Annotated in this window: 20 protein-coding genes, 1 pseudogene and 2 other annotated features; of the genes and pseudogenes, 19 read left to right on the plus strand and 2 right to left on the minus strand. The window is 36.6% G+C overall.

What is annotated here, in order from left to right; genetic code table 11:
- The first annotated feature begins 65 nt into the window (after positions 1-65).
- From ACFX4R_RS12815 to thrS, 10 genes are all read left to right on the plus strand, one after another.
- Complete coding sequence (locus ACFX4R_RS12815; protein WP_043982505.1) at positions 66-1,271, plus strand: MFS transporter; 1,206 nt, start codon at positions 66-68, stop codon at positions 1,269-1,271.
- A gap of 143 nt (positions 1,272-1,414) precedes the next feature.
- A complete protein-coding gene (locus tag ACFX4R_RS12820; RefSeq protein WP_377569712.1) occupies positions 1,415-1,750 on the plus strand; it encodes a hypothetical protein in 336 nt (111 codons plus the stop codon).
- Positions 1,751-2,058: 308 nt separating this feature from the next.
- Complete coding sequence (locus ACFX4R_RS12825; RefSeq protein WP_280559633.1) at positions 2,059-3,321, plus strand: ATP-grasp domain-containing protein; 1,263 nt, start codon at positions 2,059-2,061, stop codon at positions 3,319-3,321.
- A 15-nt stretch (positions 3,322-3,336) separates the two neighbouring features.
- Entirely contained in the window at positions 3,337-3,897 is a 561-nt protein-coding gene (locus ACFX4R_RS12830; protein ID WP_016764142.1) for a hypothetical protein, read from the plus strand.
- 32 nt (positions 3,898-3,929) lie between these two features.
- Entirely contained in the window at positions 3,930-4,868 is a 939-nt protein-coding gene (locus ACFX4R_RS12835) for a DMT family transporter (RefSeq protein ID WP_280559634.1), read from the plus strand.
- A gap of 27 nt (positions 4,869-4,895) precedes the next feature.
- Positions 4,896-6,131, plus strand: coding sequence for a DUF6421 family protein (locus ACFX4R_RS12840; protein ID WP_377569715.1), 1,236 nt, complete (start codon positions 4,896-4,898; stop codon positions 6,129-6,131).
- 15 nt (positions 6,132-6,146) lie between these two features.
- Complete coding sequence (locus tag ACFX4R_RS12845) at positions 6,147-7,448, plus strand: valine--pyruvate transaminase (protein ID WP_377569717.1); 1,302 nt, start codon at positions 6,147-6,149, stop codon at positions 7,446-7,448.
- 189 nt (positions 7,449-7,637) lie between these two features.
- Complete coding sequence (locus ACFX4R_RS12850; protein WP_025751889.1) at positions 7,638-8,096, plus strand: cell wall hydrolase; 459 nt, start codon at positions 7,638-7,640, stop codon at positions 8,094-8,096.
- A gap of 501 nt (positions 8,097-8,597) precedes the next feature.
- Complete coding sequence (locus tag ACFX4R_RS12855; protein ID WP_377569719.1) at positions 8,598-10,340, plus strand: sulfatase family protein; 1,743 nt, start codon at positions 8,598-8,600, stop codon at positions 10,338-10,340.
- 391 nt (positions 10,341-10,731) lie between these two features.
- Positions 10,732-10,957 (plus strand) — a binding site (T-box leader).
- A gap of 38 nt (positions 10,958-10,995) precedes the next feature.
- Positions 10,996-11,224 (plus strand) — a binding site (T-box leader).
- A gap of 54 nt (positions 11,225-11,278) precedes the next feature.
- Complete coding sequence (thrS, locus tag ACFX4R_RS12860; protein ID WP_322552059.1) at positions 11,279-12,496, plus strand: threonine--tRNA ligase; 1,218 nt, start codon at positions 11,279-11,281, stop codon at positions 12,494-12,496.
- 171 nt (positions 12,497-12,667) lie between these two features.
- On the opposite strand, the gene ACFX4R_RS12865 is transcribed toward thrS, so the two are convergent.
- Entirely contained in the window at positions 12,668-12,871 is a 204-nt protein-coding gene (locus ACFX4R_RS12865) for a hypothetical protein (RefSeq protein ID WP_377569721.1), read from the minus strand.
- 386 nt (positions 12,872-13,257) lie between these two features.
- Between ACFX4R_RS12865 and ACFX4R_RS12870 the strand changes: the two genes are divergently transcribed.
- Positions 13,258-14,658, plus strand: coding sequence for an amino acid permease (locus ACFX4R_RS12870; RefSeq protein WP_340447465.1), 1,401 nt, complete (start codon positions 13,258-13,260; stop codon positions 14,656-14,658).
- Between the two features lie 63 nt (positions 14,659-14,721).
- On the opposite strand, the gene ACFX4R_RS12875 is transcribed toward ACFX4R_RS12870, so the two are convergent.
- Positions 14,722-15,930, minus strand: a complete 1,209-nt coding sequence (locus ACFX4R_RS12875; protein ID WP_237074918.1) for an MFS transporter — start codon at positions 15,928-15,930, stop codon at positions 14,722-14,724.
- Between the two features lie 256 nt (positions 15,931-16,186).
- Here ACFX4R_RS12875 and ACFX4R_RS12880 point away from each other — a divergent pair, with 256 nt between their 5' ends.
- The 8 genes and pseudogenes from ACFX4R_RS12880 to ACFX4R_RS12915 all read left to right on the plus strand — a co-directional run bounded on the left by ACFX4R_RS12880 (position 16,187) and on the right by ACFX4R_RS12915 (position 25,440).
- Positions 16,187-16,648: a MarR family winged helix-turn-helix transcriptional regulator gene (locus ACFX4R_RS12880; protein WP_028408494.1), complete on the plus strand. Its 462-nt coding sequence runs from the start codon at positions 16,187-16,189 to the stop codon at positions 16,646-16,648.
- Positions 16,645-19,314: an MMPL family transporter gene (locus ACFX4R_RS12885; RefSeq protein ID WP_377569724.1), complete on the plus strand. Its 2,670-nt coding sequence runs from the start codon at positions 16,645-16,647 to the stop codon at positions 19,312-19,314. The genes ACFX4R_RS12880 and ACFX4R_RS12885 overlap by 4 nt, the downstream gene beginning before the upstream one ends.
- Before the next feature lie 262 nt (positions 19,315-19,576).
- The gene (locus ACFX4R_RS12890) at positions 19,577-19,741 is read left to right on the plus strand and encodes a hypothetical protein (RefSeq protein ID WP_016764155.1); all 165 of its coding nucleotides are present in this window, start codon (positions 19,577-19,579) and stop codon (positions 19,739-19,741) included.
- Between the two features lie 301 nt (positions 19,742-20,042).
- A pseudogene (locus tag ACFX4R_RS12895) lies at positions 20,043-21,190 on the plus strand (ABC transporter ATP-binding protein).
- Positions 21,191-21,269: 79 nt separating this feature from the next.
- The gene (locus tag ACFX4R_RS12900) at positions 21,270-22,256 is read left to right on the plus strand and encodes an SIS domain-containing protein (RefSeq protein ID WP_377569726.1); all 987 of its coding nucleotides are present in this window, start codon (positions 21,270-21,272) and stop codon (positions 22,254-22,256) included.
- A 116-nt stretch (positions 22,257-22,372) separates the two neighbouring features.
- Positions 22,373-23,659 carry an ABC transporter substrate-binding protein gene (locus ACFX4R_RS12905; protein WP_013083210.1) on the plus strand — a complete coding sequence of 429 codons (1,287 nt, stop codon included), beginning with the start codon at positions 22,373-22,375 and terminating at the stop codon, positions 23,657-23,659.
- Between the two features lie 15 nt (positions 23,660-23,674).
- Entirely contained in the window at positions 23,675-24,556 is an 882-nt protein-coding gene (locus ACFX4R_RS12910) for a carbohydrate ABC transporter permease (protein WP_043982525.1), read from the plus strand.
- Positions 24,556-25,440: a carbohydrate ABC transporter permease gene (locus tag ACFX4R_RS12915; RefSeq protein WP_043982526.1), complete on the plus strand. Its 885-nt coding sequence runs from the start codon at positions 24,556-24,558 to the stop codon at positions 25,438-25,440. The genes ACFX4R_RS12910 and ACFX4R_RS12915 overlap by 1 nt, the downstream gene beginning before the upstream one ends.
- Positions 25,441-25,447: the final 7 nt, after the last annotated feature.

Here is a 25,447-nt window from a genome sequence, read left to right on the forward strand (position 1 = left end):
CTAAAGGAAAGGCTTTATAATTAAGTACAGAAAGAAAGTTTTAGAGAATTTAAGGGAGTGGGAAGATGAAAAAGTTTGCGCTAGCTTCATATGCGCTTTATTTGCTGGGCGGATTAGTCATTACAGCTGTAGGGTCCGTCTTACCGCAATTGTTAACACATTATCATGTGTCCTATACAGTTGGCGGACAGCTTGTATTATTAGGTTCTTTAGGATTTTTGATAGGAGTTCCGCTATCTTCTTTTCTATTAGGACGCTTTAGAGAAATGAATTTACTTACAGTTTCTGCACTAATGATAGCGCTATCACAAATAGGTATGCTTTTATTGCCTCCATTTGAGTGGATTATTGCATTCAATTTTTTAAACGGTATTGGTGTAGCCGCATTGGAAGTAGTTGTAGCTACTTTAATGATGGAAGTATTTATCGGTAGAAGAGCTATTGTTATGAGCTATTTAGAAGTATCATTTGGTCTAGGTGCGCTGTTGATGCCGTTAGTAGCTAGCTTATTGATTTCACAGAACAGCTGGAGGTTTTCATTTTTTATAACGAGTGTACTAGCTTTACTAATGGTTGTGGTCTGTAAAATGATTTCTTTTAAAAAAGAGACTGTTTTAACTTCAGAAAGTGATGCTTCAGACGCCAACTCAGAACCTGCGCCTGTGCTTGCTAAAAAACAAAGATGGAAAATACTTGCTCTTTTTAGTGTGATGATTTTTATGTACGCCGGAGTAGAAAGCAGTATGAATAATTTTCTTTCGTCTATTTTTATCGCGTATCTAGATGTAATCCCGTCACAGGCTACTTTGAGCATAAGCGTTTTTTGGGTGGCTATGCTAATAGGACGAGTGGCTACTGGGTGGATTATTCGAATCGTTACATATGAACGTTATCTTTTTGGCAGCATTGGAGGAACAATTGTGAGTTTAGTGCTGTTTATTGTGTTAAAAGAAGCAGTAGCAGGCTATATTTTATTAGGATTTTTAGGGCTTGCCATGTCAGGTATCTATTCGATAACGATGGTATATGCTAACCATACGTTTACTGGATCTGCTCGTATTGTAACAAGTTTAATTACTGGTTTTTCAGGGCTTGGAGGAGCTATTTTTCCTGCACTTATTGGCTTTACTATGGACGTAAGCGGAATTACCTCAGCACTTTGGTACATAACAGCTTTTGCATGTTTATATCTTTTGGCGCTTTGCATTATTTTTTTCGTTCAGCGTGATGCAAAACAAAAAACTAATAATCATTTGCAGACTATGAAATAAATGCTACGCCAAAAAAAGAAGTGAATTATAAGTTCACTTCTTTTTCTTTTTATTTTCTCTTTCGCTATAGTAAACAAAAAGGGTTCACATAAATTCAAACAAGAAAGTGAAAAATGGATATATCTATGAAAAAGGAGCGCAATATGAAAGAAGTGAAGTTTAACTCAAAGGACATCTTGAGTCAAAAACAAGAAAATGTTCAAATTATAAAAGCAGAAAATGTGCAGCCTCAACAAGCACGTGAAATGTTGGATAAACATTTGCTCCTTCTTCACCGTACCGCTAAGCCTGTTGCGATTCAAGAAACAGTAGCAGATAGCTTTCAGGGAGGAGTAGCTTTTAAAAATGATATTAACTTTATCCCTGCTGGAGCTGACAGCACTTGCGAATGGAAAGAACCGCTATCTTTTTTGCGTGTTGAGTTAGATCCTCAAATCGTTAAAGAAATAGCTGATAAAGAAAACTTATTTTGTAAATGATAAGTATCTATTTTAATAAAAAATATAAAAAAGAAAGGTTGAATCTATGTCGACCTTTCTTTTTTATAGAAAAATTCTCATTAAATTTTTTTAACAATATCTTTATAATCAAATAGCAAAATTTCTGCTTTTAGTTTCACTTTAGTATTAACCCTATAAACCCATTCTTTTCTTTACTTTTTACTAATATATTAAATATTCTATATATTCCTAATGTTATATAAAATTAAATTGACAAATATATGAAGCGGTCATTAGAATTTAGTCATCGAACAGTGAAGAGCTGTTTAAAAGTAGGGGGGAAGTAAATGCCGTTACAAAATAAGCATCTAGCAGTTGTGTTACAAAATACATATTTACCGTTTATTTTTGAAGAAGCAGAAGCTCTCGGAATTAAATTGACGTTTTTTTATAACCAAGAAGAAGTAGAACCTAAGCATCTTAAAAACGTACAAAATTTCATACCCATTGATTTATTTCACACCCCAGACAAAGCTCTTGAGATGATTAAAGCAGAGCATCACAAAAATCCTTTTGACGGCATTATGACATTATATGAGCCTGCATTAGAGGTTGTATCTCAGCTGACAGAAGAATTAAACTTACCGGGTTTATCACCGTTTGTGATTAGTAACTGTCGAAACAAGCAGAAGATGAGAGAGGTTTTAAAAGATAATGATCTTAACACTCCGTATTTTAAAGAGGTTGAAAATACGGAGGAATTAAAGAATCTTTCACTGCCTTATCCTGTCGTAGTAAAACCTTCTAACGGATTTTCCAGTCAAGGTGTATCACGAGCGAATAATAAAAAGGAACTGATTGACAGCATAGAAAAAGTGAGACGCGTAAATGAAGAAGACCTAAGCAAATTCACAAAAAATAAAACGAGCATGGTAATTGAACAATTTATAGACGGACCAGAGTTTGCTATTGAAACGTTTTCTGTAGAAGGAGAAGTTTATGTACTTTCTATAGGTTATAAAGGAAATTCCAAAGGACCTTTCTTTGAAGAAGGTGTTTATATAGCTCCAGCTCAGCTAGAAGAAAACGTTTGGCAATCTATTGCACAAGAAGCAGCTAGAGCAGCAAATGCTTTAGGAATTGAGAATGGCCCGGCTCATATTGAATTACGCCTGGACCCAGCAGGAAAACCTTATGTAATTGAAATAGGAGCGCGCATTGGAGGATCTGGGATTTCTCATTATATCGTAAAGGAAAGTACAGGTATTAACTATATGGAGCTAGTTTTTTACTATGTATTAGGGTTAAAACCTCCTGTATTAAAAAATGAAAGAAAACGAAAGAAAGTGGTGGGCAACTACATTATCCCTGTTCAAGGCCATGGGATTTTTAAAGAAATTCGAGGCTTAGAAGACGTGCGCAGAGATACTGAAGTAAAAAGAGTTATTCAATTTATCACTAAAGGGACAGACATTTTACCATATCCGCACTTTTCAGGGTACCCTGGATTTATTTTAACCACTCATGACTCTTATTCCGACTGTGAGCAGTATTACAGCTATTTAGATAACAAAGTAAAAATCGTTTATAAAAATAAAGTAAACGCATAGGGGGTATCAAAGGCTATGATAGTTGCAGAGTCGTCTAGTAAGAAAAATAAGCAGCTTCAAAAAATTAGCATTATCCATACCTTAGGGCCTGAAGGAACAAATTGTGAAAAAGCAGGCTATCTGTGGTTCGAACGCCAAAGCATACAAGGTCAGGTCTTTTTGCATCAAACGTTGGAAGAAGCTTTAGTTCATGTGAAAGAAACAGAGAGTTCTGCTCTTCTAGGCTGCGCAGTATATCCTTACTTACATGATATTGTGTTCAAAAATTTAACTAGTTTAGAGCTAGTAGATAGCTTTATTATGCCAACGTATAACATGGTGCTTGCCTCAAAAGAAGAGGTGATAACAACCAATAACCTGTTAATTGCTTCACATCCTGCCCCTGTTGATTTAGCTCATTCCATCAGTCCCAATGTTCAGTTAGTAAATAGTAATGCTCAAGCGGCGATTGATTGCTTAGAAGGAAAGGTAGACGCATGTATTACAACGAGTAAAGCCGCTAACGAGCAGGGGTTAACAGTTGTAAAAGATTTTGGAGAAGTGCCGATGTGTTTTACGCTCCACGGAAGAAAATAGGCTTAACTTTAAAAAAGAAATAAGGTGAAACAGTGATTTCTAAATTAACCCGTATTCATGTACATCTTTTGTTTTGTCTATTAGCCGTCATCGGGGGAACGACATGGGCTTTTCAAAAGACTGGATTAAAGGATAGCTTGCCTCTATGGTCAGCAGGTATGAGGTTTTTAATTGCTAGTTTAATAATTGCCCTCTACCTCTTACTCACAAAAAAAATGGCCGTTTCAAAAGAAGTAGTAACCATTTCAGCATTAAACGGAATTTTGTACTTTGCTCTACCGTTTGGTTCTGTTTATTGGGCATCCGTTTATTTGCCAAGCGGGCTTGTTTCCGTTTTAGCTGCCAGCATTTCAGTGTTTGCTCTTTTATTTAATCGCTTATTTAAAGGAACACCAGCTACAAAAGGACAAAAGCTAGGTGTAGTCATGTGCTTAATTGGTATGAGCGTTGTATTTGGAAATCAGCTGTTTATACAGGGAAATGTGATTCAAATAGTAGCCATGATCGTCATTTTAATGGCTATGCTAGGTTCTGCTTTTATAACTGTTCAAGTTCAATCTCGCATAAAATCCTTGCCTATTATGACCTTTAATTCTTTTTCGATGCTAAGTGGAGGCGCTTGTTTACTGATTGTTAGTCTATTCGTAGAAAATGGAAACCGCACTTTCTCTGGGATTAGTCTTATCTCATTATTATACTTGGCCATTATAGGGTCGGTCGTGGGGTTTTCTATTAATATTTATTTATTAAAAAAATGGCATATATCAAAAGCAACGGCGCATTTATTTATTTCACCGGTTATCGCCTTATATGTAGGATTTGTCTTTTTAGGTGAAACATTAAACAAACAGGTCTATATAGGTACAGCGTTTGTAATAGCAGGGGTTATATTTATTAACTTGAAAAAGCAAATAGAGAAAAACACAAATAATTCTACTCTTACATCATCTAAAAATATTTCTGCTAAGTAGCTGTTCTAAAAAAGGAGGGTTTTAATCATGTTAACAAAAAATCATACTCAAAGTTTAGTGGAGTTATTAAACGATAAAATAGTACCTTCTCTATATGAGATAAGAAAATATCAGGGCCCAAATGGAGAGGTCAAAAGAAATTACGAAAAAGCTAGAGAGCTCTTATTAAAAGTAGTTGCTGAAACTGAAACAATATATAACTCTTTAAATTTACCTGAAGTGTGGAATGCATTAAAAAATGACGTATGTGATTGGATTGAAAGAGGACTCGATCAAGCTCCTTATTTTGATCAAACGTTAATTGCCTATAGCCCGCCTGCAAACGGGGAGGCGACGTTCTTTTTAGGACCGATTGTAACGCCTAATGGCCCTACAAAAAGAGGATTTTATTTAGAAGCCTTTATCGCTGTGCGCGATGAACCTGAAATCATGAAATCCATCGAAGCAGACCTTCCTCATCCTAAAAATGGGTGTGAATCTTTAAAGCTGTTGGCTGGTACTCAAGGATTTATGGAAGGGAAGTGTATTGTATTTTTCCCTGAAAATGTAAAAACAAAAGAAAAGGTAACAAGTCAAAACTTCGCGATATTTTTCTTTAATAAATTTCACAGCATATACAATGAGGATACATTAAAAAGAGCGTCTTCTATCTTTCTTGATTTCAACTTTAAATCTCATACTATGAATAGAGAAGACACTTATCAGGCAAGGGTAATCTGGGGATATCTGCATGATTATTACCATCACTGCGGAAACAAACCTTTTGACCAACATATACAGGCGAAAATGAATTTTTTTGCAGGCATACTAGAAGAAGTTAAAGTAGATTGCCAGACGGTGCTGACTCTTCATAAAAGAAAATATCCTTTTTGGGAAGAGATAACGGAATTTGTTCTCTTTGAACGACTTTTAAGATACCCTAGTCAGCATAATGCACCTCGAAACTTTGATTCTGGAACAGGTTTTTTTCTTTTTAGCTGGCTAGTTGCAAATGGGCGTTCAATATCCCGAAAAGGAGACCATGCTTATTTAGATTTAGACATATGCTTAGAAGAACTGGATCTTTTAGTAAAAGAAATTGAAGAACTTGAAACGATTCAAAGTGACCTTGACTATAAAGAAGAAGCTGAACATTATGTTCGAAAATACTTATTACCTAGTGAGAACGATGATAAATTTATTATCCCGGACAATTACTTTATTAATCAGCAAAATAAAAAGATGGAAGTTCCATACTTACTATTCGATGACCATAATCTTTAAGGAGAAGGTGCACTAGTGACTGCTTTGCATTTAAGTAAAATAGGAAGCAAAATGACTGATAAAGTAGGCGTTCGCGCTATCATGCATGACATCCAAGAAGTGCTCAATTCCAATCTCAATCAATATGTGAATTTAAGTGCTGGCAACCCTGCCATCCTCCCTCAAGTTTATGAAATGTGGGAAGAAGCTTTAAGAGATATTGTGAACGACAAACAATTAAAAAATTTGATTAGCCAATATGGTTCTAGTTACGGTACGCATGAATTAATTGATTGCATAAGAGAATACTTCTTTACGAATTATCGTATTAAACTGGACAGAGAACAAGTCTTGATCACGTCGGGAAGTCAAAATCTCTTTTTTTTAGCTTTAAATTCGTTTTGCGGTACAAGTAAAGAAGGAAGAGTAAAAAAAGCATTAATACCTATGCTGCCAGATTACGCTGGGTATAGTGGAGTCGCACTTGAGGAAGGTGTAATAGAAGGAATTCCTCCTATCCTCTCAAAGCTTGATCGTCATACGTTTCGCTATGAATTTAACAAACAGGCATTTAAAGATAAAATAGCTCAGGACCCAGACATCGGAGCTATTGTATTATCAAGACCTAATAACCCAAGCGGCAACATCCTTTCCGAAGAAGCCGTACAGCTTATATCCCAAGTGTGCAAGGACTATCACATTCCATTTCTAATTGATTCAGCTTACGCACCGCCTTTTCCTGCTATTAATTTTATTGAAATGGATCCAATCATACATGATAATATCATTCACTGCATGAGTCTTTCTAAAGCCGGATTGCCTGGTGAGAGAATAGGAATTGCTATAGGAAAAAGTGACTTCATAAAAGTAATGGAAGCATTTCAATCAAATATTTTGATTCACTCTTCTAGGCTAGGTCAGAGGATGGTGGTTAACACCTTAAAGAGCGGGCAGTTAGCCAGAATTTCAGCTAACTATATAAGAACTCATTATAAACAAAAACATGACTATTTAAAAAAACTTTTAACTACACGTATGCCGGATAATATTCCTTGGTATTTGCACAAAGCGGAAGGTTCGTTATTTGGCTGGCTTTGGTTAGAAGGTTTGCCTTTCAGTGATAGCGATCTATACAATAAATTAAAAGCAGAAAACTTGATTGTAGTGCCAGGCGGCTCATTCTTTCACGGCAGCCAATCTTCTTCTCACAACCGGGAGTGCATTCGCATAAGTCTTACTGCTGCAGATGAGGAGTTAAAGAAAGGAATTGATATTCTTTCTTCAGTAGTTAAGGAAATATACAGTTCAAACTTTATATTTCAAACAGAAAAATTATAATTTCTTTAAGGTTTAGAAGTGCAACTCATACGTAATCATAAAGGGTTCTTTATAAGCTAAAGATTGTTTAAAGAAGACAATAACATCCAATTTCTTTTGGAACTGGATAATTTTTTGCAATGAAAGACTCCTATATTTCTGCTAGCATATGAACCACGTCAAGAAATAGCAAGGAGGCTTTTTATTTTTATGATAAAGAAACTAGTGATTGCTATAGCAATGCTTATCCCAAGTTTTGGTGCAGGTTACTCAGCATTTGCAGCAGCGCCCGCTCATGAACAGCACGTTCAAGTAAATAAAAATGATAAAGAATTATTAGCTCGTCTTGTATCAGCTGAAGCCAAAGGAGAGCCTTATGCAGGCAAAGTAGCCGTGGCGACAGTTGTATTAAATAGAGTCGACAGCAGCAAATTCCCAGACACTGTAAAAGGCGTTATTTATCAAAAAGGTCAGTATAGTCCGGTCAGCAACGGTCAAATTAATAAACCTGCAGACAAAGATTCAAAAAAAGCTGTAGAAGAAGCAATTAACTTCCAAGGTCAAGGAAAAGGTTCATTATTCTTCTTTAATCCTGATAAAACGGGAGATCAATGGCTGCGCCAAAAACAAGAAACAATTAAAATAGGAAATCATGTATTTGCAAAATAATAAAAAAGCTAATGGCTAGCTGCGCGCTGCTATTAGCTTTTTTAGTTATGTACATAAAATAAACAGTAGAATAATCTTTAAAATTAGAATTTCATGGTAAAATATAAAAAGTCATTCATAATTAAAAATATGAGGTGATAACGTGAAAGAGAATATGATGTTTGCTTGGATAGCTTCATGGTTAGCTCTTGCTGGTCAGCTCGTTTTTTTACGGGAGTAGCGCTTTTTACAGGGGATTGGCGCTACATGATGTGGAGTTTTATGATAAGTATAATTGATACCTAGTATCATTGGCACCTATAAACGAAATCAGCAGCTAAAAGCTTACAAAAAATAAGGAATATCGTATTGAAACGAGTTATGAAAGACTTAGAGAAATCCTCCAAGTCTTTTTTTGTGTGGGTATAAAAAGACATGAACCGTACTCCGTTCTTCTAAAAAAAGTGCTTTTTACATAGTTTATCAATACAGAAAATTTGATAAACATGCGGAGGAATAAACATGCAGAAACAGCCTAATTTTTTGTTGATTCTCGTGGACGAGGAGCGATTTCCACCCTTATATGAAAGTAAAGAACTAAAAAAGTGGAAAAAAAAACATTTAAAAGCACATGAATTTTTAAAACAGCATGGAACGGAGTTTACTCGTCACTACGTCGGTTCTACAGCTTGTTCACCAAGTCGAGCTACATTGTTTACAGGGCAGTATCCTTCCTTGCACGGAGTTACGCAAACGCAAGGTATCGCAAAGAAATCACAAGATCCTGATATGTTTTGGCTGCAGCCTAATACCGTCCCGACGATGGGAGAGTATTTTAAGAAGGCTGGATATCAAACCTTTTATAAAGGAAAATGGCATATTTCTGATGAGAACATCTTAATTCCAGGAACACATGACGTTTTTTCTAGCTATCAGATGCAAACAGGAATACCGGATCCAGAGAAAGAAGGCCTTTATCAACGGGCTAATAAGCTTGAAAAGTTTGGTTTTTCAGGGTGGATTGGTCCGGAACCGGAAGGGAGAAATCCGCACAATTCTGGTTCATCTGCGGCCGTTGGAGTGAGCGGACGAGACGAAATATATGCAGAGGAAATCATAGAGCTTATTCAACGATTAGAACATCAAGCGCCTGCGCAGCCTTGGCTCATGGTAGCTTCATTTGTGAACCCGCATGACATTGCGCTGTTCGGAGCGATTACCAAACACCTTCCTATGTTTCAGTTTTCTATTGATGAGACGATTCCAAACATCGATCCGCCACCTACCATTAGAGAACCTTTACAAACAAAGCCTAGCGCTCAAAGCAGCTATAAATACATCTATCCAAAAGCGCTGCAGCCAACCCCAAATTCTAGCTTCTACCGGCGCTTGTATTATCAGCTGCAAAAAAATGTTGATAAACAAATTTTAAAAGTTCTTCGGACCATGGAACAATCTTCGTTCTATGAAAATACAATTATTATTTTTACGTCTGATCACGGTGATTTGCTTGGAGCTCACGGGGGACTACATCAAAAATGGTACAACATGTATGAAGAATCTATTCACGTTCCGCTTCTCATTCATAACAAGCGTTTGTTTCCTAGTTATCAACGTACAGACACACTGACTAGTCAGCTTGACTTGATCCCGACAATGCTTAGTTTAGCTAATATAGATGCTTCCGCTATTCAAAAGCAATTACAAAAAAGTCATACGGAAGTACATCCATTTGTTGGGCGAGACCTGTCAGGTATACTTCGAGGAGAAACGTGTGCTGAGCAAGAGGAAACAGCGATTTTCTTCATGACGGATGATGACCCGACAAAAGGACTTCACCAAACAAATTTTTTAGGAGAAAGCTACCCGTCAGTTGTTCAGCCTAATCACATTCAAGCGGTCATTGTCGAGTTTTCGTCAGCGGCAGGAAAGGAAATTTGGAAATACGCTCGCTATCATGATAATCTGCAATTTTGGTCAGCAGATGACGAAAAAGATGAATTCATTCACGGAGAGCAATATGGAGGTTACCCTGTGAGTTTTACTACCCTTAAAACAACCCGTGTTCCTGATCAAATTGAAATGTACAATTTGACCAAGGATCCGTTAGAAACAGTAAATCTGGCTCACCCGTATTTTTCGACAAATGAAACAAGGAAAATTCAGCGGCAGCTTGACGTTATTCTTAAAGAACAAATCAGGACAAAACGGATTTTTCCGCAAAGTGGAAGCATGCATGATGAGCTTTTGTCTAAAGATAGATAAAAAATAGTTTCTATGGATTTAAGTTAAATATTTGCGTGAGCAGAAAAAGGTGTATTTAATATTTTAGTATATAAATTAAAAACTTGATGATACTTGTGTTAGGTTACTTGTTCTGGTTTGGGGTAGTATTGGTTTCACTTCATTAATCCCGATTAGATAAAACAAATAAGGACTTATAGCATCTTTCTTTTTCGCCTTTATTGTTATGAAAATAAGAATGGAATGTAGTCGTTAATAGTATAATAAAAAACTTTTTCAGTCCGTGTATTCTTAAGTAACTTTTCAAAAATTCAAGCATAAAGTAATTCTATACCATTTGAAAAATAAAAAATTACTTCTTGACTTTTGTTAAATTTATACACTATAATCGCTTTTAACAACTAATAAACAGTATTTGGCAATGAAAAGGACACGAATTGGATGCTGTTTTCTTCGCAGAGAATAGGGCCACTGGCTGAGAGCCCTTAAGAAATCATCTAATTTACCACCTTAGAGCTATTGCAGGGAACGTGCATAACTGAAACTGCAATCGGTAAAACCGTTATCTTTTTAAGCGTAAAATACGTATGGGTATTTTACGGAATTAGGGTGGTACCACGGCCGCATTCGTCCCTTCACTAGGGATGAGTGCGGTTTTTTTTGTAGAAAAAAGAATATACAAGCAATGAAAAGGACATGAATCATTTTTGAATTTTCTTTACAGAGAGTAGGGTCACTGGCTGAGAACCCTTAGAAAACGAAATGAATTTACCACCTTGGAGCTGCGGCGGGGAATGTGTATACACTGAAACCGCACCCGGTAAAACCGTTATCTTTTTAAGCGTAAAATACGTATAAGTATTTTACGGAATTAGGGTGGTACCACGGCCGCATTCGTCCCTTTACTAGGGATGAATGCGGTTTTTTTTGTTGAATAAAAACATATTGGAGGAATGAACATGTCAAAACAAATGGAAGCAGAAAAGCGAAATCATCAAAAGTTAGGTCAAGAACTGGAGCTGTTTATGTCAATGGAAGAAGCTCCTGGTATGCCGTTTTTCTTACCTAACGGAATGATTGTTCGAAATGAGTTAGAAAATTACTGGAAACAAAAGCATTATAAAGCAGGCTATCAAGAAATAAAAACACCCATCATGATGAAACAGGAGCTCTGGGAACAATCAGGGCACTGGGAGCACTATCATGAGAATATGTATTTTTCAAATGTTGACAAACAAAACTATGCGATTAAACCGATGAATTGTCCGGGAGCCATTTTATTGTTTAACAGCAAGCGAAGAAGCTACCGAGAACTTCCGATTCGATACGCAGAGCTTGGATTAGTTCATCGTCACGAGCTTTCTGGGTCTTTAAACGGCTTGCTAAGAGTCCGTTCATTCACACAGGACGACGCTCATTTATTCGTAAAGCTCAGTCAGATCCAAGCTGAAATTAGCCGCATTCTAGCGTTTATCCATGACTTTTACTCACATTTTGGCTTCGATTACAAAGTGGAGCTATCCACACGACCTGAAAAATTCATGGGAGATATTGAAACATGGAACCAAGCAGAAAAGTCGCTTCAATCTGTGTTAAGTGAAAAAGGCTTAGACTATCAGGTAAATGAAGGAGACGGAGCTTTTTATGGGCCGAAAATCGATTTTCATATTTTAGATTCCTTAGGTCGCAGCTGGCAGTGCGGAACAGTTCAGCTTGATTTCTTAATGCCGGAGAAGTTTGACTGTATGTATATTGGAGAAGACAATAAACCGCATCGTCCCGTAATGATTCACCGCGCTATATACGGTTCCGTTGAACGATTTATGGCCATCTTGATTGAACATTACGAAGGTCAATTTCCTCTTTGGCTGGCTCCTGTTCAATTTAAGCTTTTGCCTATTGCACCGCCGCACGTGGAATATGCATATAAAGTGAAACACGAGCTGGAGTTAAAAGGGTATCGTGTTGAAGTAGATGATCGCATTGAAAAAATAGGGCTGAAAATTCGAGAAGCAGAAATGCTGAAAGTTCCTTATATGGCTGTGATAGGAGATAAAGAAGTGGAAAATGAATCGCTTGCTATGCGAAAGCACGGGAAGAAAAATATAGGAACAGTAAGTTTGGAAGAGGCAGCTGTATACTTGAATAAAGAAAAGAATTCAAACAGAGTGTATTGAAGCTATTTACCTTACTAAATAGAAAAATCCGATTTTTTAAGTCGGATAGTGATTCCCTTCATTTTGTCTCACACCAAAATGAAGGGAATATTGAACTAGAAGGGTATAAGATAATATATATCAGCAGTATAACTTTTGCCTTAGACAAACGCCGGTATTTTATAAAAAAATTTATCTTATTCCATTCGAATCGTTTGTACGCGATGAAGCTGAAGCCTCACCTGATGGTTTGTTTATGTTTTGCTGATTTCGCTTCTTTTTAGAAGGAGAGTAAAAAAGAAATTTAAACATAAAGTATACTCCTAATGCTAGTAAAATACAGCCAATAAGTAAGTTAATCATCTTTCTCCGCCCTTCATACACTTCAGTTTTCATCATTATAACACCCGGTAAGATAAAACATTCATCGTTCTGTAAATAATCTCTATGTCAGGAATTTATATCTGAAGATAGTTAGTAAAAAAGTTATCTAAAAACATATAAAATAATTTTTAGAATATTATTTTTATTCAAACTTATTATACATAAGCACAATGATAATCTCTTTATTTAGTTTATAAATCCAAAATAGAGAAATACTAAGAAATCGCTTACAAAAACTCTTGAAATATATATAATGATATTAGTATACTAATAGACAAGTTAGTAATTATTTCTATATAATTACTTCTGTATCTGAAGTAAAAACGCGCAGCCAAATGGGAAAAGACGTTATTTTCAAGTTTTTAATGGATGAGTGGCAACAGAGAGGAGAGAGTGCAATGGGAAAACTATTTAAAAAGAAGTCAATCGAGCAATTATTAGAACAAAGTCAAAACAAGTCTCTAGTCAAAACATTAGGAGCATTCGATTTGACTCTTCTTGGTATTGGAGCAGTAATCGGAACAGGAGTTTTAGTATTAACAGGCTTAGTAGCTGCTAACGATGCTGGACCAGCCGTTATTTTTTCTTTTATATTGGCTTCTATTGTATGCGGTTTTGCAGCGCTGTGCTATGCGGAATTTGCTTCAACTATACCTGTATCTGGGAGCGTTTACACCTATACATATGCAACCATCGGCGAAGTGGTAGCGCACTTAATGGGCTGGACGTTGCTTTCTGTCTACTTGTTAACAATGTCAGCAGTAGCAAACGGCTGGTCTTCTTATTTTAACAACTTTTTAGAAGGCTTTGGTTTTTCACTGCCAAAAGAATTGATTACAATTCCTGCAAATGGAGGCCTAGTAAACCTTCCTGCTATTTGTATTACGCTTCTTATTACATGGCTGCTTTCAAGAGGAACAAAAGAAAGTAAAAAAGTGAATAACTTTATGGTGCTTGTTAAATTGTTTATTATCCTTCTTTTTATTATTGTAGGAGCTTTTTATGTAAAACCGTCTAATTGGACTCCTTTTATGCCTTATGGAATTGAAGGTGTTGTGACAGGAGGAGCGGCCGTATTTTTTGCTTTCTTAGGTTTTGATGCCTTATCTACATCAGCAGAAGAAGTAAAGAACCCGCAGCGTAATTTGCCAATTGGAATTATTAGTTCACTCGTGATTTGCACGATTATTTATGTAGCAGTATGCCTTGTTATGACAGGGGTTGTTTCTTATAAGGAACTGAACGTTCCAGAAGCAATGGCCTATGTTCTTCATTCAGTAGGACAAAATGCAGTGGCAGGAATTATTGCTGCAGGAGCTGTCATTGGAATTATGGCTGTTATTTTCGCCTACATTTATGCAGCAACACGCATTTTATTCTCAATGAGCCGCGACGGCTTGCTGCCAAAAGCATTTGCTAAAACAAATGAGAAAACGGGAGTTCCGACTCTTTCCACTTGGCTAGTAGGGATTATCGGAGCGTTAATTTCAGGATTTATTGATCTAAAAGAACTTGCGAATTTAGCAAATATCGGAGCTCTTTTAACTTTCGGCATGGTGGGCGTCAGCATTATCATCTTACGCAAAACGCATCCAACTTTAAAACGCGGATTTACAATGCCGTTTGTCCCGATTTTACCAATTTTATCTGTATTATCTTGTTTATTTTTAATGATTAATCTTCCTAAAACAACATGGCTGTATTTTAGCATATGGATTATGCTTGGTATAGTTGTATATGTCGGTTATTCTCGTAAACACAGTCGATTAACAAGTAAAGAAATGAAAAAAGCGAGTTAGCAAAAAAAGAGCCTTTCATCCAAGAAAGGCTCTTTTTTTGCTTTTTGTTCAGTTGTTAGACAGTCAGGACGATTGTTCACTATGTTTTTTGCGTGTCTCCACAATAAAAAGACAAGTGCTGATAATAAAAGCTGTTCCTACAAAAATGGCGCCGACCCAAGGAAGTGAAGTAAGTCCCATATGATTAATAATTACGCCTCCGAAAAAGGCGCCAAAAGCATTTCCTAAGTTAGCAAACGAGTGATTCGAAGTAGAAGCTAAAGCAGGTGCTTCCTGTGCTAAGTTCATAATTTTCACTTGAATACCAGGCATTACAGCAAATGCTGCTGCTCCCCAGAAAAACAGCGTGATAATTGCTGCTGCTGGGCTTTTAACGGTAAACGTAAAAATAGTCAGCACAATACAAAGAAAAGCAAATATACCTACAACCGAAGGCATTAACTTCCAGTCTGCTAGCTTGCCTCCAACAACGTTTCCGAGCGTAACGCCGCATCCATATAATACAAGTATCCACGTAACGCTATGTTCACTTACTCCTGTAACGTCTTCAAGAAGCGGTGTAATGTACGTAAATACAGTAAATAAACTACCGCATCCTATTGCGCTTAAAAGAAGCATCACAAGAAGTTTTGGTTGAGTAAAAGCAGCAAACTGCTGTTTTAGACCCGTTAATTTGTCTTGACCAAGTTTTGGGATAAACAGAATAATACCAATAAATGCAATAATCCCCATGATCGTAATAGCCCCAAACGAAGCTCTCCAGCCTAAGTGTTGCCCAATGAATGTTCCCACAGGAACACCGATGATATTTGCAATGGTTAAACCTGCCATCATCGTTGCGACAGCACTTGCACGTTTATGAGGTTGTACGAGCCGTGAAGCAATAACAGCGCCTACTCCAAAGAAAGTACCGTGACATAATGCCGTAACTAAACGAGCTCCCATTAAAATTCCATAGCTAGGTGCAATAATAGCAATTGCATTTCCGAGAATAAATAAAAGCATAAGTAAACAAAGCAGAAGCTTTTGAGGAAGTCGATGAGTAAAAATGGTTAAAATTGGCGCGCCGATTGCTACTCCTAACGCATAGCTTGTAATTAGCTGGCCAGCAGTCGAAATGCTAACATGAAGGTCTTCCGCAACGTTAGGAAGTATCCCCATAATAACAAATTCCGTCATTCCAATAGCAAAAGCTCCAAGAGTCAACGAGATGAGAGCAATTGGAAAGGAATCTTTCTTACTGACCTGCTCATTAGCATGCATTGTATTCATGTGTGATCACCCTTTCTGTGTATAAAATTTATATCTCCTTGAAAAGAAGTCAATTACTAATAATACTTAAGTGATGGAGCTTTGACAACCAAAAAAGCTGATGTAAGCGGTATCTTTCGAGATTTCTATTTATCTTTATCATATATGAAGACAGTCAGACATAAATTTATTGACAGAATAAAGTTTAGTCCTATAAACTATTTTTAAAGTTGAATAGTTTATACCTATAAACTAAATGAGCAAAGGAGGGAAAGAAGTGACGAAAAGCAAGTTATATCAAGCTGTAGAACTTTTTGAAGAAGTGCTGTTTGTAGGAACAGAAGTAATTCACAGAGAGCTTAGCCATAACCTCTTCGAACATGTCTCTAGGCAGCAGTTTGATTTGTTAAATAGTTTAATGATTAAAGGTCCATCTTCACCAGGCAGTCTTGCTGTCTTGCAAGGTGTTCATAAAAGTGCTATTTCGAATCGAATCAAAAAGCTGCTCGAAAAAGGGCTTGTGGAGTGGGACACTAATGAACTAGAGAGCGATAAACGTTCTAAGCTTATTAAGATTACGGCTGAAGGAGAAAAAGTAATAAATGACGGAAATGCCGCGTGTTTTAGTATCATTGAGAATTTGTTTGATGATGTAGAAGAAGAAAAAATAGATACATTTATTGAAATTCTTACAATGGCAAAAGAAAAGTTAACTACAAAAGGGGAAAGCAAAGAATGAAATTTATTGTGAAATTTAAATGGGTGATTGCGGCCTTTATTTTAGCTTTAACAGTTATATTGATGCTAACGTCACCAAATTTAACAAAGCTCGCAAGTGAAAAAGGACAGTCTCAGCTTCCCGACGATGCCGTTTCATCTAGAGCCAGCCAAATTCTAAAAAATGCTGGAGAAGACAGTAATACCATCAGCATGGTTATCAAGTTAGATAACGCATTAGATAAAGATAGTGAGAAACAAATACAGAAAATCATTGATAAGACAGAGAAAATTAAAGGTGTAAAAGATGTCACAACGCCTTTAACAGATGATCAAGATGTTCGTAATCAATTAATGTCTAAAGACAAAAAAACCGTTTTAGTTCCGGTTACTGTCAGTGGATCGGATGAAAAAGTTGAAAAAATAGCAAATCAGATTTATGATAGCGTGCCAAAAGACACTACGGCATATGTAACGGGTGCATCTCTTATTAATCAGGATTTTGCACACAGTTCAGAAGAAGGGTTAAAGAAAACTGAGTTTATTACTATCTTTTTGATTTTAGGTTTGCTTTTACTCGTTTTCCGTTCAGTCGTTACGCCGTTTATTCCTATTTTAATTGTGGGAATCACATACTTAATCAGTCAATCGTTACTAGGGATTTTAGTTGAAAATGTCGATTTTCCAATCTCAACGTTCACGCAAACGTTCTTAGTAGCTATTTTATTTGGAATTGGTACGGATTACTGCATTCTTTTACTTAATCGTTTCCGTGAAGAATTGGCAAACGGACATGATAAAGTAGAGGCCACGATCACGGCTTATCGTACAGCAGGAAGAACGCTATTTATCAGCGGAATTGCCGTATTTATTGGATTTGCAGCCATTGGATTTGCCAAGTTTGCCATTTTCCAGTCGGCTGTTGGGGTAGCAGTGGGCGTAGGTGTACTGCTAGTCATTTTATTTACTCTGCTTCCACTTTTTATGGTTACGCTTGGAGAAAAATTATTTTGGCCTTCTAAAAAAGTGGCTTCTCATAGCGATAATAAGCTGTGGGGCTTTTTAGGAAAAAAGGCAGTGGCGCGACCGTTCGTGTTTTTAGTCATTACAGCGATTATTACCGTGCCTTTTATTGTAACGTACGACTCAAAAGTATCGTTTGATTCTACTGCTGAAATAAGCAGTGATTATAAATCTATAAAAGGACTAAATGCTATCAGTGATGCACTGGGAGAAGGAAAAGCGTTTCCTGTCAATGTTATTATTAAAGGAGATAAAGAGTTAACAAAGGCGGATGCTATTCCTTATTTAGGAAATATAAGCAAAGCAATTGAAAAAGTGGATCACGTAGATTCTGTTATGACTATCACACAGCCTACCGGAGAAAAGATTGATGATTTATATGTTAATTCACAGTTAGGCTCTGTATCAGACGGAATCAAAGATGCTGTTAAAGGAATCGGAGATGTGCAAAAAGGATTAAGTGATGTTAAAAAAGGGCTAAATCAAATAGCTGACCAAACGGGGTCTGCTTCTAAAGAGAAATCTGGCGGGTCGCTTGCACCTGCTGCAGATGGATTAGCTCAAATTAATCAACAGCTGCAGCTTGTCAGCACGCAGCTCTCTACAACAGGAAATGTGCAGCAAGCGGTTCCGCAGCTTGTTGCAATCAGTAAACAGCTTACTACCATTCAAACCGGTCTCCAACAAGCAAATGAGAATCTTTCAGCTCAGCAAGGTCAAGTTGGAACGTTATCAGACAGTATCAACCAGTTAGCAAAAGGCGTTAACAGTGCGAATGACGGACTGACTAAGATCTCAGATGGCTTAACAAAAGCAACAGATATGCTTGATAACATGAGTGACAGCTCAACAGTTAGAGATACGGGTATTTACCTTCCAGCAGAAGTGATGAAAGATAAAGGGTTTAAACAATCCATCGATAACTATTCTTTTGCAGATGGAAAAGGAGTTAAGCTCAGTGTAGTGCTCGATCAAAATCCATATTCTGAAGAAGCCATTTCAACCATAAAAAATATTGAAAAAGCGGTGGCAAGCGAAGTCGTTGATACGCCGTTTGAGCATACAGAAATTGTGTACGGAGGGGTATCGAGCTCAAATGCGGATTTAAAAGATTTATCTACAACGGATCTTTCACGCACAATGGTTATTATGATGGTTGGATTGTTTATTGTGCTGACCATTTTATTCCGTTCAATGATCATGCCTGTATACATGATTGCTTCACTGCTGCTTACGTATTATACAGCAATGGGAATCTCAGAGCTTCTATTCGTGGATATAATGGGGAATGACGGAATCAGCTGGGCCGTGCCATTCTTTAGTTTTGTTATTTTAGTTGCCCTTGGAATTGACTATTCTATTTTCTTGTTAGACCGTTTTAACGAAGAAGTAAAAAGCGGCGTAGCAGAAGGGATGGTTACGTCTATGAGCAAGATGGGATCGGTTATTATTACTGCTGCTATTATCTTAGCCGGAACGTTTGGGGCTATGATGCCATCAGGTGTATTAACACTTGTTCATGTAGCAACGGTTGTTATTATTGGTCTTTTACTTTATGGCCTTGTCATTCTTCCGCTTCTTATGCCAGCGATTGTCGTAACGCTTGGAGAAGGAAACTGGTGGCCGTTTCTTCGAAAAAAAGAAAAATACAAAATAGAAGAATAATTTGTATATGATAGCTATATCAAAAATTAGATATCTGTTAGGAAATAGTGATACGCCTGTATAGCATTAAACATTATATAGGGTAAAAATGAAGGATAGATGAGCGTTATAAGACTGCTCTATCTATCCTTTTTGTATTATTGGAAAACGTGAGTATAGTTTAAAAGCACAATCAAGCAGGTGCTGTTATAAATACACTTAGTCGAATAAAAGACCTCTCATCAGGAAAACCTATAGTCAAAAACATGAGGGAGGTTTTTTTATGAAATTTGTAAATTTCTTAGCTAATCAGCGAGACAAACGACGGGAACAAATGCGCGAAGCAGGAACATGTCCAGATTGCTTAGGGAAACGATTCCACCATATTGGACTTTATTTTGTGCATGTTTATGAGTGTCCAAGCTGTCAAGGCAAAGAAGATATGTAATAAAATCTTCAGAAATAAGGCAAAGGCAGTCTCTATGCAGATTATGATGTGAAACCTTCTTATTTTAGAGAAGGTTTTTATTTTTTTGAAGGTGAACGGTTGCTTGTATGTTTTGTGTTAGCAACCTTTACATATTTATTTTCTGTCTAACTAGATTCGATTAGTATAGTTATTAAGTTACTTTAATGTCTCAAGTTAACAATTTAAATAAAAAGGAGGAAAGAATTAAGGATTAAGGAAAAAGAGACGCGTAACTTGCAATCATGTATCTCAAACTTTAAATATAAGGAGCTGAGGTGATATGACAATGTTACATTTAGATAAAGTATATAAAATATATGATAAAAAAAATATCGCCGTAAATGATTTTAACCTTCAGATTGGAGAGAAAGAGTTTGTTATATTTGTTGGACCTTCAGGCTGTGGTAAATCTACTACGCTGCGAATGATTGCAGGTCTAGAAACGATTTCAAAAGGTGATTTTTACATTGATGGAGATCATATGAACGAAGTAGCTCCAAAAGATCGTGACATTGCTATGGTCTTTCAAAATTATGCTCTTTACCCTCATATGACTGTTCGAGAAAATATGGCATTTGGCTTGAAGTTAAAAAAAATAAAGAAAGACGAAATTGATAGACGGGTAAATGAAGCAGCTAAAACATTAGGTCTAGAAACATATTTAGATAGAAAGCCAAAAGCTTTATCCGGAGGGCAGCGTCAGCGAGTTGCTTTAGGTCGTGCTATTGTTCGGGAAGCAAAAGTTTTCTTAATGGATGAACCATTATCTAATTTGGATGCGAAGCTGCGAGTACAGATGCGTGCTGAGATTATTAAACTGCATCAAAGGCTGCAAACAACAACAATCTATGTGACGCATGATCAAGTAGAAGCTATGACAATGGCTACTCGCCTAGTTGTTATGAAAACGGGATTATTCAACAGATCGGAACTCCTCAAGATATTTATAGACATCCTAGGAATGTATTTGTAGGCAGTTTTATTGGATCACCCGCAATGAATTTTTTTCGGGGGTATCTCCAAGGCACTTATTTTATAATGGGAGAAACTAAAATACAGCTTCCTGATTTTCTAATACACGCTTTACATTCTCAAGGTCATAATGAGAAAGAGGTCATAATGGGTGCGCGTCCTGAACACATTGTATATCATAAAGAGGATAGTAAGAGAGAGTTGAACAATGAGTTTTGCTTCACTACGACACTAGATATGATAGAGGTACTAGGTGCTGAAACAATTTTATATGCTAGTTTAGAAAAGCAAACGTTTGTGGCTCGAGTGCCTTTTTTATGTGAGTTTGAAGCAGGGGACAAAAGCGCTTTTTCGTTGAATTTAACCTACGTGCATTTCTTTGATGGAGAAACAGAAGAGCGCATTTCTACAAATATAGATAAAAAAGTTAAATATTCTGATAAATGTATTGACTAGTTAACGTTTGCGGTTTAATATAACAATATATAACATTACATAATGTTGTATATCATATCTTATTTGAGGAGTGGGGAAAATGAGCAAAACAGCAGTGAATGTAAAAAGTGATGTGCAAGCCGTATTAAACGAATTAAAAAGCAAGCAAATTCGTAATGTGTTTTTCGTCGCATGTGGAGGATCTTCTGCGATCATGTATCCAGCTAAGTATGTACTAGATCGAGAAGCTCAACATATTACATCCGATTTGTATAGCTCGAACGAATTTATCCACCGCAATCCGCAGCAGCTGGGAAAAGACTCCTTAGTTATTTTATGTTCCATGTCAGGAACAACTCCTGAGACTACAGAAGCAGCTAAGTTTGCTAAAAGCAAAGGCGCTTATGCTGTAGCCTTAACAAATGAACCTACTTCACCTTTAGCACACAGCGCAGATATTTTTATTAAGTATGAGTGGGGCAATGATATCGATGCTTTTGAAACAAATTTAGGCGTTTTATATCAGCTTGTATTTGGTCTCTTATACGTAGCAGAAGAAAATGATAAATTTGCAAAGTTAGTTACTAGCTTAGAAAATCTACAGTCTGTTTATGAAAAAGCTCTAGAATACGAAGCGAGCAACGCAAGGAAATTTGCTGAATCACATAAGTCCGAACCGGTTATTTATACAATGGCCAGCGGCTCGAACTATGGAGCAGCCTATTCATTCAGCATATGTATCTTAATGGAAATGCAGTGGATTCATTCTCACGCTATTCACGCTGGAGAGTATTTCCACGGTCCATTCGAAATTATTGATGAAAACGTACCGTTTATCATCCTAGCTGGACTAGATGAAACGAGACCTTTAGAAGAACGCGCCTTATCATTCTCTAAACGATATGGAAAGAAATTAACTGTTCTAGATGCAAAAACATATGACTTCGAAGGAATTGATAAAGATGTGCAAGGGTATATTGCTCCTCTTGTATTAAACCGTGTACTGCGTCAGTATGCCGAAGAATTAGCTGAAGCACGCAATCATCCTTTAAGTAAAAGACGCTACATGTGGAAAGTAGAATATTAATAATCTCCTAATAAAGATAGAAATCTGTATATTTTCCTTACGAGTTATACTATAATGTTATAAAACATTATAGTATAACTTATATATGAAAGCACTTACAATAAGGGGGTTTCTATATGAAAAAGACAAATTTAATCTTAGCCTCACTTTTAAGTTGTTCTTTAATGCTCGGGGGGTGTGCGGGAAAACAAACGTCTTCAGACTCAGACACAGGAAAGACAACATTAACATTCTTTCACAGATGGCCAAAAGAACCTGAAAAAAGCTACTTTGAAGAAGTTGTAAAAGAATTTGAAAAACAGCACCCTGATATTGATATTAAAACAGAAGCGGTGTTAAACGATTCGTATAAAGACAAAATTAAAGTTATGACAGGCACTAATACCCCTCCTGATGTGTACTTTTCTTGGAGCGATGAGTTTGCTAGACAATTTGTCAGAGGAAACAAAGCCTTAGATTTAACCTCTTATTATAAGAAGGATTCAGCGTGGTCTTCCAAGCTTGTTCAGTCTCAAATTAAACCATATACCGTTAATAAGAAAATTTACGGTGTTCCTGTCACAATGGACGGGAAAATGTTTTTTTACAACAAAGATATCTTCGATAAATTAGGATTAAAAGCGCCTACAAACTGGAACGAGCTATTAAATGTTTTAAGCGTGTTAAAAAAGAAGCATTATACAGCTTTAGAATTTGGAAGCCAGGATACGTGGACCATTTCTCACTACGTAGGAACCTTGAATCAGCGCATGGTAAAGCCTGACGTTCTTTCAAAAGACTATAATTCAAAAACTGGGACATTCACGGATAAAGGCTATGTAAAAGCTCTAGAAAAATTAGAAGAATTAGTTCCTTACTTTAATAAAAATACAAATTCGATTGATCATGAATATGCAAGACAACAATTTTCAAATGGAAAAGCAGCTATGTTTTATGCTGAAACCGCTGAAATTAAGCTTTTCGGTCCAACGAAATTTAAGATTGGCATGTTTAATTTTCCTAAATTAGAGGATGGAAAAGGAAATGCTACTAATTTAACTGGATCACCTGAAGGGTTTATGATTTCTTCTAAAACAAAGCATCCAAAAGAAGCGATGGAATTTCTTGAATTTTTAACATCAAAACAAATGGGTGAAAAGCTAGTAAAAGAAGTAGGGAAATACAGTGCAGTAAATGATACAGCTAACAGCAGTAATTCAACACCGGAGCAATTAGAAGCAGTAGATAATATTTTACAAGCCAAAGAGATGGCTCCATGGTTTGATATGGCAATCGATGCTCGAATTGCAGATGCTTATTTAACAGGGGCTCAGCTTATGCTAAATGGTGATAAAACACCTAAAGAAGTAATGAAAGATGTGCAAAAAGCTGCAGCGAGTGTTCGTGCTGAATCTAAAAAGTAAGGAAGTGAAAAAGCGATGTTAAAACGCAATAAGCTAACCCCTTATTTATATCTTCTTCCTGCTTTTGCTTTTTTACTACTTGTGTACATCCCTATTTTTCAGAATATTTGGGATAGTCTTTATGAGTGGAGCACATTTTCACCAGACAAAGTTTTTGTAGGAATAGATAATTATGTGCACTTATTTAAAGACCCTGTCTTTTATCAGGCACTCAAAAATAATATTCTTTATGCGGTCATTTCAATTATTTTTCAAGTGGGTGGAGGTTTAATTGTGGCTGCCGTTTTAGAAGATAAACTTATTCGAAGGTTTTCTCCTTTTTTTCGAACGGTTTATTTTTTACCAGTAGTCGTTTCGATGACCGTTATTGCCTTGCTGTTTACTTTTTTTTACAATCCTGAAGTAGGGCTTTTAAATCAAATGCTCAAAATGATCGGATTAGACTCATTGGCAAAACCTTGGCTAGGAGACAGTAATACGGCTATTTATGCAGTTATTGCTGTATCTCAATGGCAGTCTATCGGCTATATTGCCATGCTGTATATTGTAGCGATACAAAAAATCTCACCTGAATTGTATGAAGCAGCTGAAATAGACGGCGCTAATAAATTTAAAATGTTCTTTCATATTACTGTACCGCAAACAAAAGAAATGACATTTGTGGCTGTTATTTTAACGCTCACTGGTGCTTTTACAGTATTTAATGAACCTTATATTTTAACTGGAGGCGGACCGGGTACATCATCTGAAGTCCTAAGTACGTATTTATACAAAACAGCCTTTTCGAAAGATATGATGGGCTATGCTTCCTCAATTGCTACTGTCATTTTAATTATTACGCTGTTGATTTCTCTTGTTCAAATGAAAGCATTTAAAACAGGAAAGGAAGACGCTTGATGCAGATGCCTAAAACAAATGTCACCTTACCTAATGTTGTCAATACAGCCACTAAAGAAAGAAAAAAGAAGAGCTACACAGGTGTAACGATAGTATATGTCGGATTGATTGTCTATTTTATCGTCATTGCGTATCCTTTGCTTTGGATGATTATAAGTTCTTTTAAAAGCACGGATGAAATCTTTACGCACAGCTGGTCTATGCCGCATACTTGGCTAATTGAAAATTATGTGACAGCGTGGAAAAGTGGAATATCTTCTTACTTTTTAAACAGTGTAATCGTCACGGGCGCGTCTTGTTTTTTGACGGTGCTGGTCAGTGCGTTAGGAGCTTATGGACTATCACGCTTTGAGTTTCAAGGAAAAGCTTTTGTCCTCATTATATGTCTCGGAGGGCTTATGCTTTCTCCTCAGGTAAGTTTAATTCCTTTGTATAGCATTATTCAAAAACTTGGAATCTATAATACACACTTGGCACTGATTCTACCTTATGTTGCTTATCGAATTCCTTTAACCATCTTGTTAATTCGAGCTTATTTTCTTTCGATTCCAAAAGAACTAGAGGAAGCAGCTCGGTTAGATGGATGTACAAGCTTGGGGATTTTATTTCGAATTTTTATCCCAATGAGCACGCCCATTCTATTAACAACGACAATTTTGACAGCTTACTACACATGGAATGAATTTATGTTTGCCATTATCTTTATCGACGACGACAGTTTGCGTACAATCCCAGCAGGATTAATGCAATTTAGAGACGCTTTGCAAACAGATTGGGGGGTATTACTAGCTGGACTCACCATTTCAGCAGCACCGATTGTTATGTTGTTTTTATTTATGCAAAAATATTTTATCCGTGGCATTGCTAACGGAAGTGTTAAATAATAGGAGG

The sequence above is a fragment of the Priestia sp. YIM B13490 genome (genome assembly GCF_042787735.1).
GTDB classification, from domain to species: Bacteria; Bacillota; Bacilli; order Bacillales; family Bacillaceae_H; genus Priestia; species Priestia megaterium.

Excerpts from the sequence above, each read along its gene's own strand:
- ACFX4R_RS12820 (WP_377569712.1), top strand. The coding sequence starts at position 1,415 with ATGAAAGAAGTGAAGTTTAACTCAAAGGACATCTTGAGTCAAAAACAA.
- ACFX4R_RS12830 (WP_016764142.1), top strand. The coding sequence starts at position 3,337 with ATGATAGTTGCAGAGTCGTCTAGTAAGAAAAATAAGCAGCTTCAAAAA.
- ACFX4R_RS12850 (WP_025751889.1), top strand. The coding sequence starts at position 7,638 with ATGATAAAGAAACTAGTGATTGCTATAGCAATGCTTATCCCAAGTTTT.
- ACFX4R_RS12885 (WP_377569724.1), top strand. The coding sequence starts at position 16,645 with ATGAAATTTATTGTGAAATTTAAATGGGTGATTGCGGCCTTTATTTTA.
- ACFX4R_RS12870 (WP_340447465.1), top strand. The coding sequence starts at position 13,258 with ATGGGAAAACTATTTAAAAAGAAGTCAATCGAGCAATTATTAGAACAA.
- ACFX4R_RS12865 (WP_377569721.1), bottom strand. The coding sequence starts at position 12,871 with ATGAAAACTGAAGTGTATGAAGGGCGGAGAAAGATGATTAACTTACTT.
- ACFX4R_RS12815 (WP_043982505.1), top strand. The coding sequence starts at position 66 with ATGAAAAAGTTTGCGCTAGCTTCATATGCGCTTTATTTGCTGGGCGGA.
- ACFX4R_RS12875 (WP_237074918.1), bottom strand. The coding sequence starts at position 15,930 with ATGAATACAATGCATGCTAATGAGCAGGTCAGTAAGAAAGATTCCTTT.
- thrS (WP_322552059.1), top strand. The coding sequence starts at position 11,279 with ATGTCAAAACAAATGGAAGCAGAAAAGCGAAATCATCAAAAGTTAGGT.
- ACFX4R_RS12900 (WP_377569726.1), top strand. The coding sequence starts at position 21,270 with ATGAGCAAAACAGCAGTGAATGTAAAAAGTGATGTGCAAGCCGTATTA.
- ACFX4R_RS12840 (WP_377569715.1), top strand. The coding sequence starts at position 4,896 with ATGTTAACAAAAAATCATACTCAAAGTTTAGTGGAGTTATTAAACGAT.
- ACFX4R_RS12890 (WP_016764155.1), top strand. The coding sequence starts at position 19,577 with ATGAAATTTGTAAATTTCTTAGCTAATCAGCGAGACAAACGACGGGAA.
- ACFX4R_RS12855 (WP_377569719.1), top strand. The coding sequence starts at position 8,598 with ATGCAGAAACAGCCTAATTTTTTGTTGATTCTCGTGGACGAGGAGCGA.
- ACFX4R_RS12905 (WP_013083210.1), top strand. The coding sequence starts at position 22,373 with ATGAAAAAGACAAATTTAATCTTAGCCTCACTTTTAAGTTGTTCTTTA.
- ACFX4R_RS12915 (WP_043982526.1), top strand. The coding sequence starts at position 24,556 with ATGCAGATGCCTAAAACAAATGTCACCTTACCTAATGTTGTCAATACA.
- ACFX4R_RS12825 (WP_280559633.1), top strand. The coding sequence starts at position 2,059 with ATGCCGTTACAAAATAAGCATCTAGCAGTTGTGTTACAAAATACATAT.
- ACFX4R_RS12910 (WP_043982525.1), top strand. The coding sequence starts at position 23,675 with ATGTTAAAACGCAATAAGCTAACCCCTTATTTATATCTTCTTCCTGCT.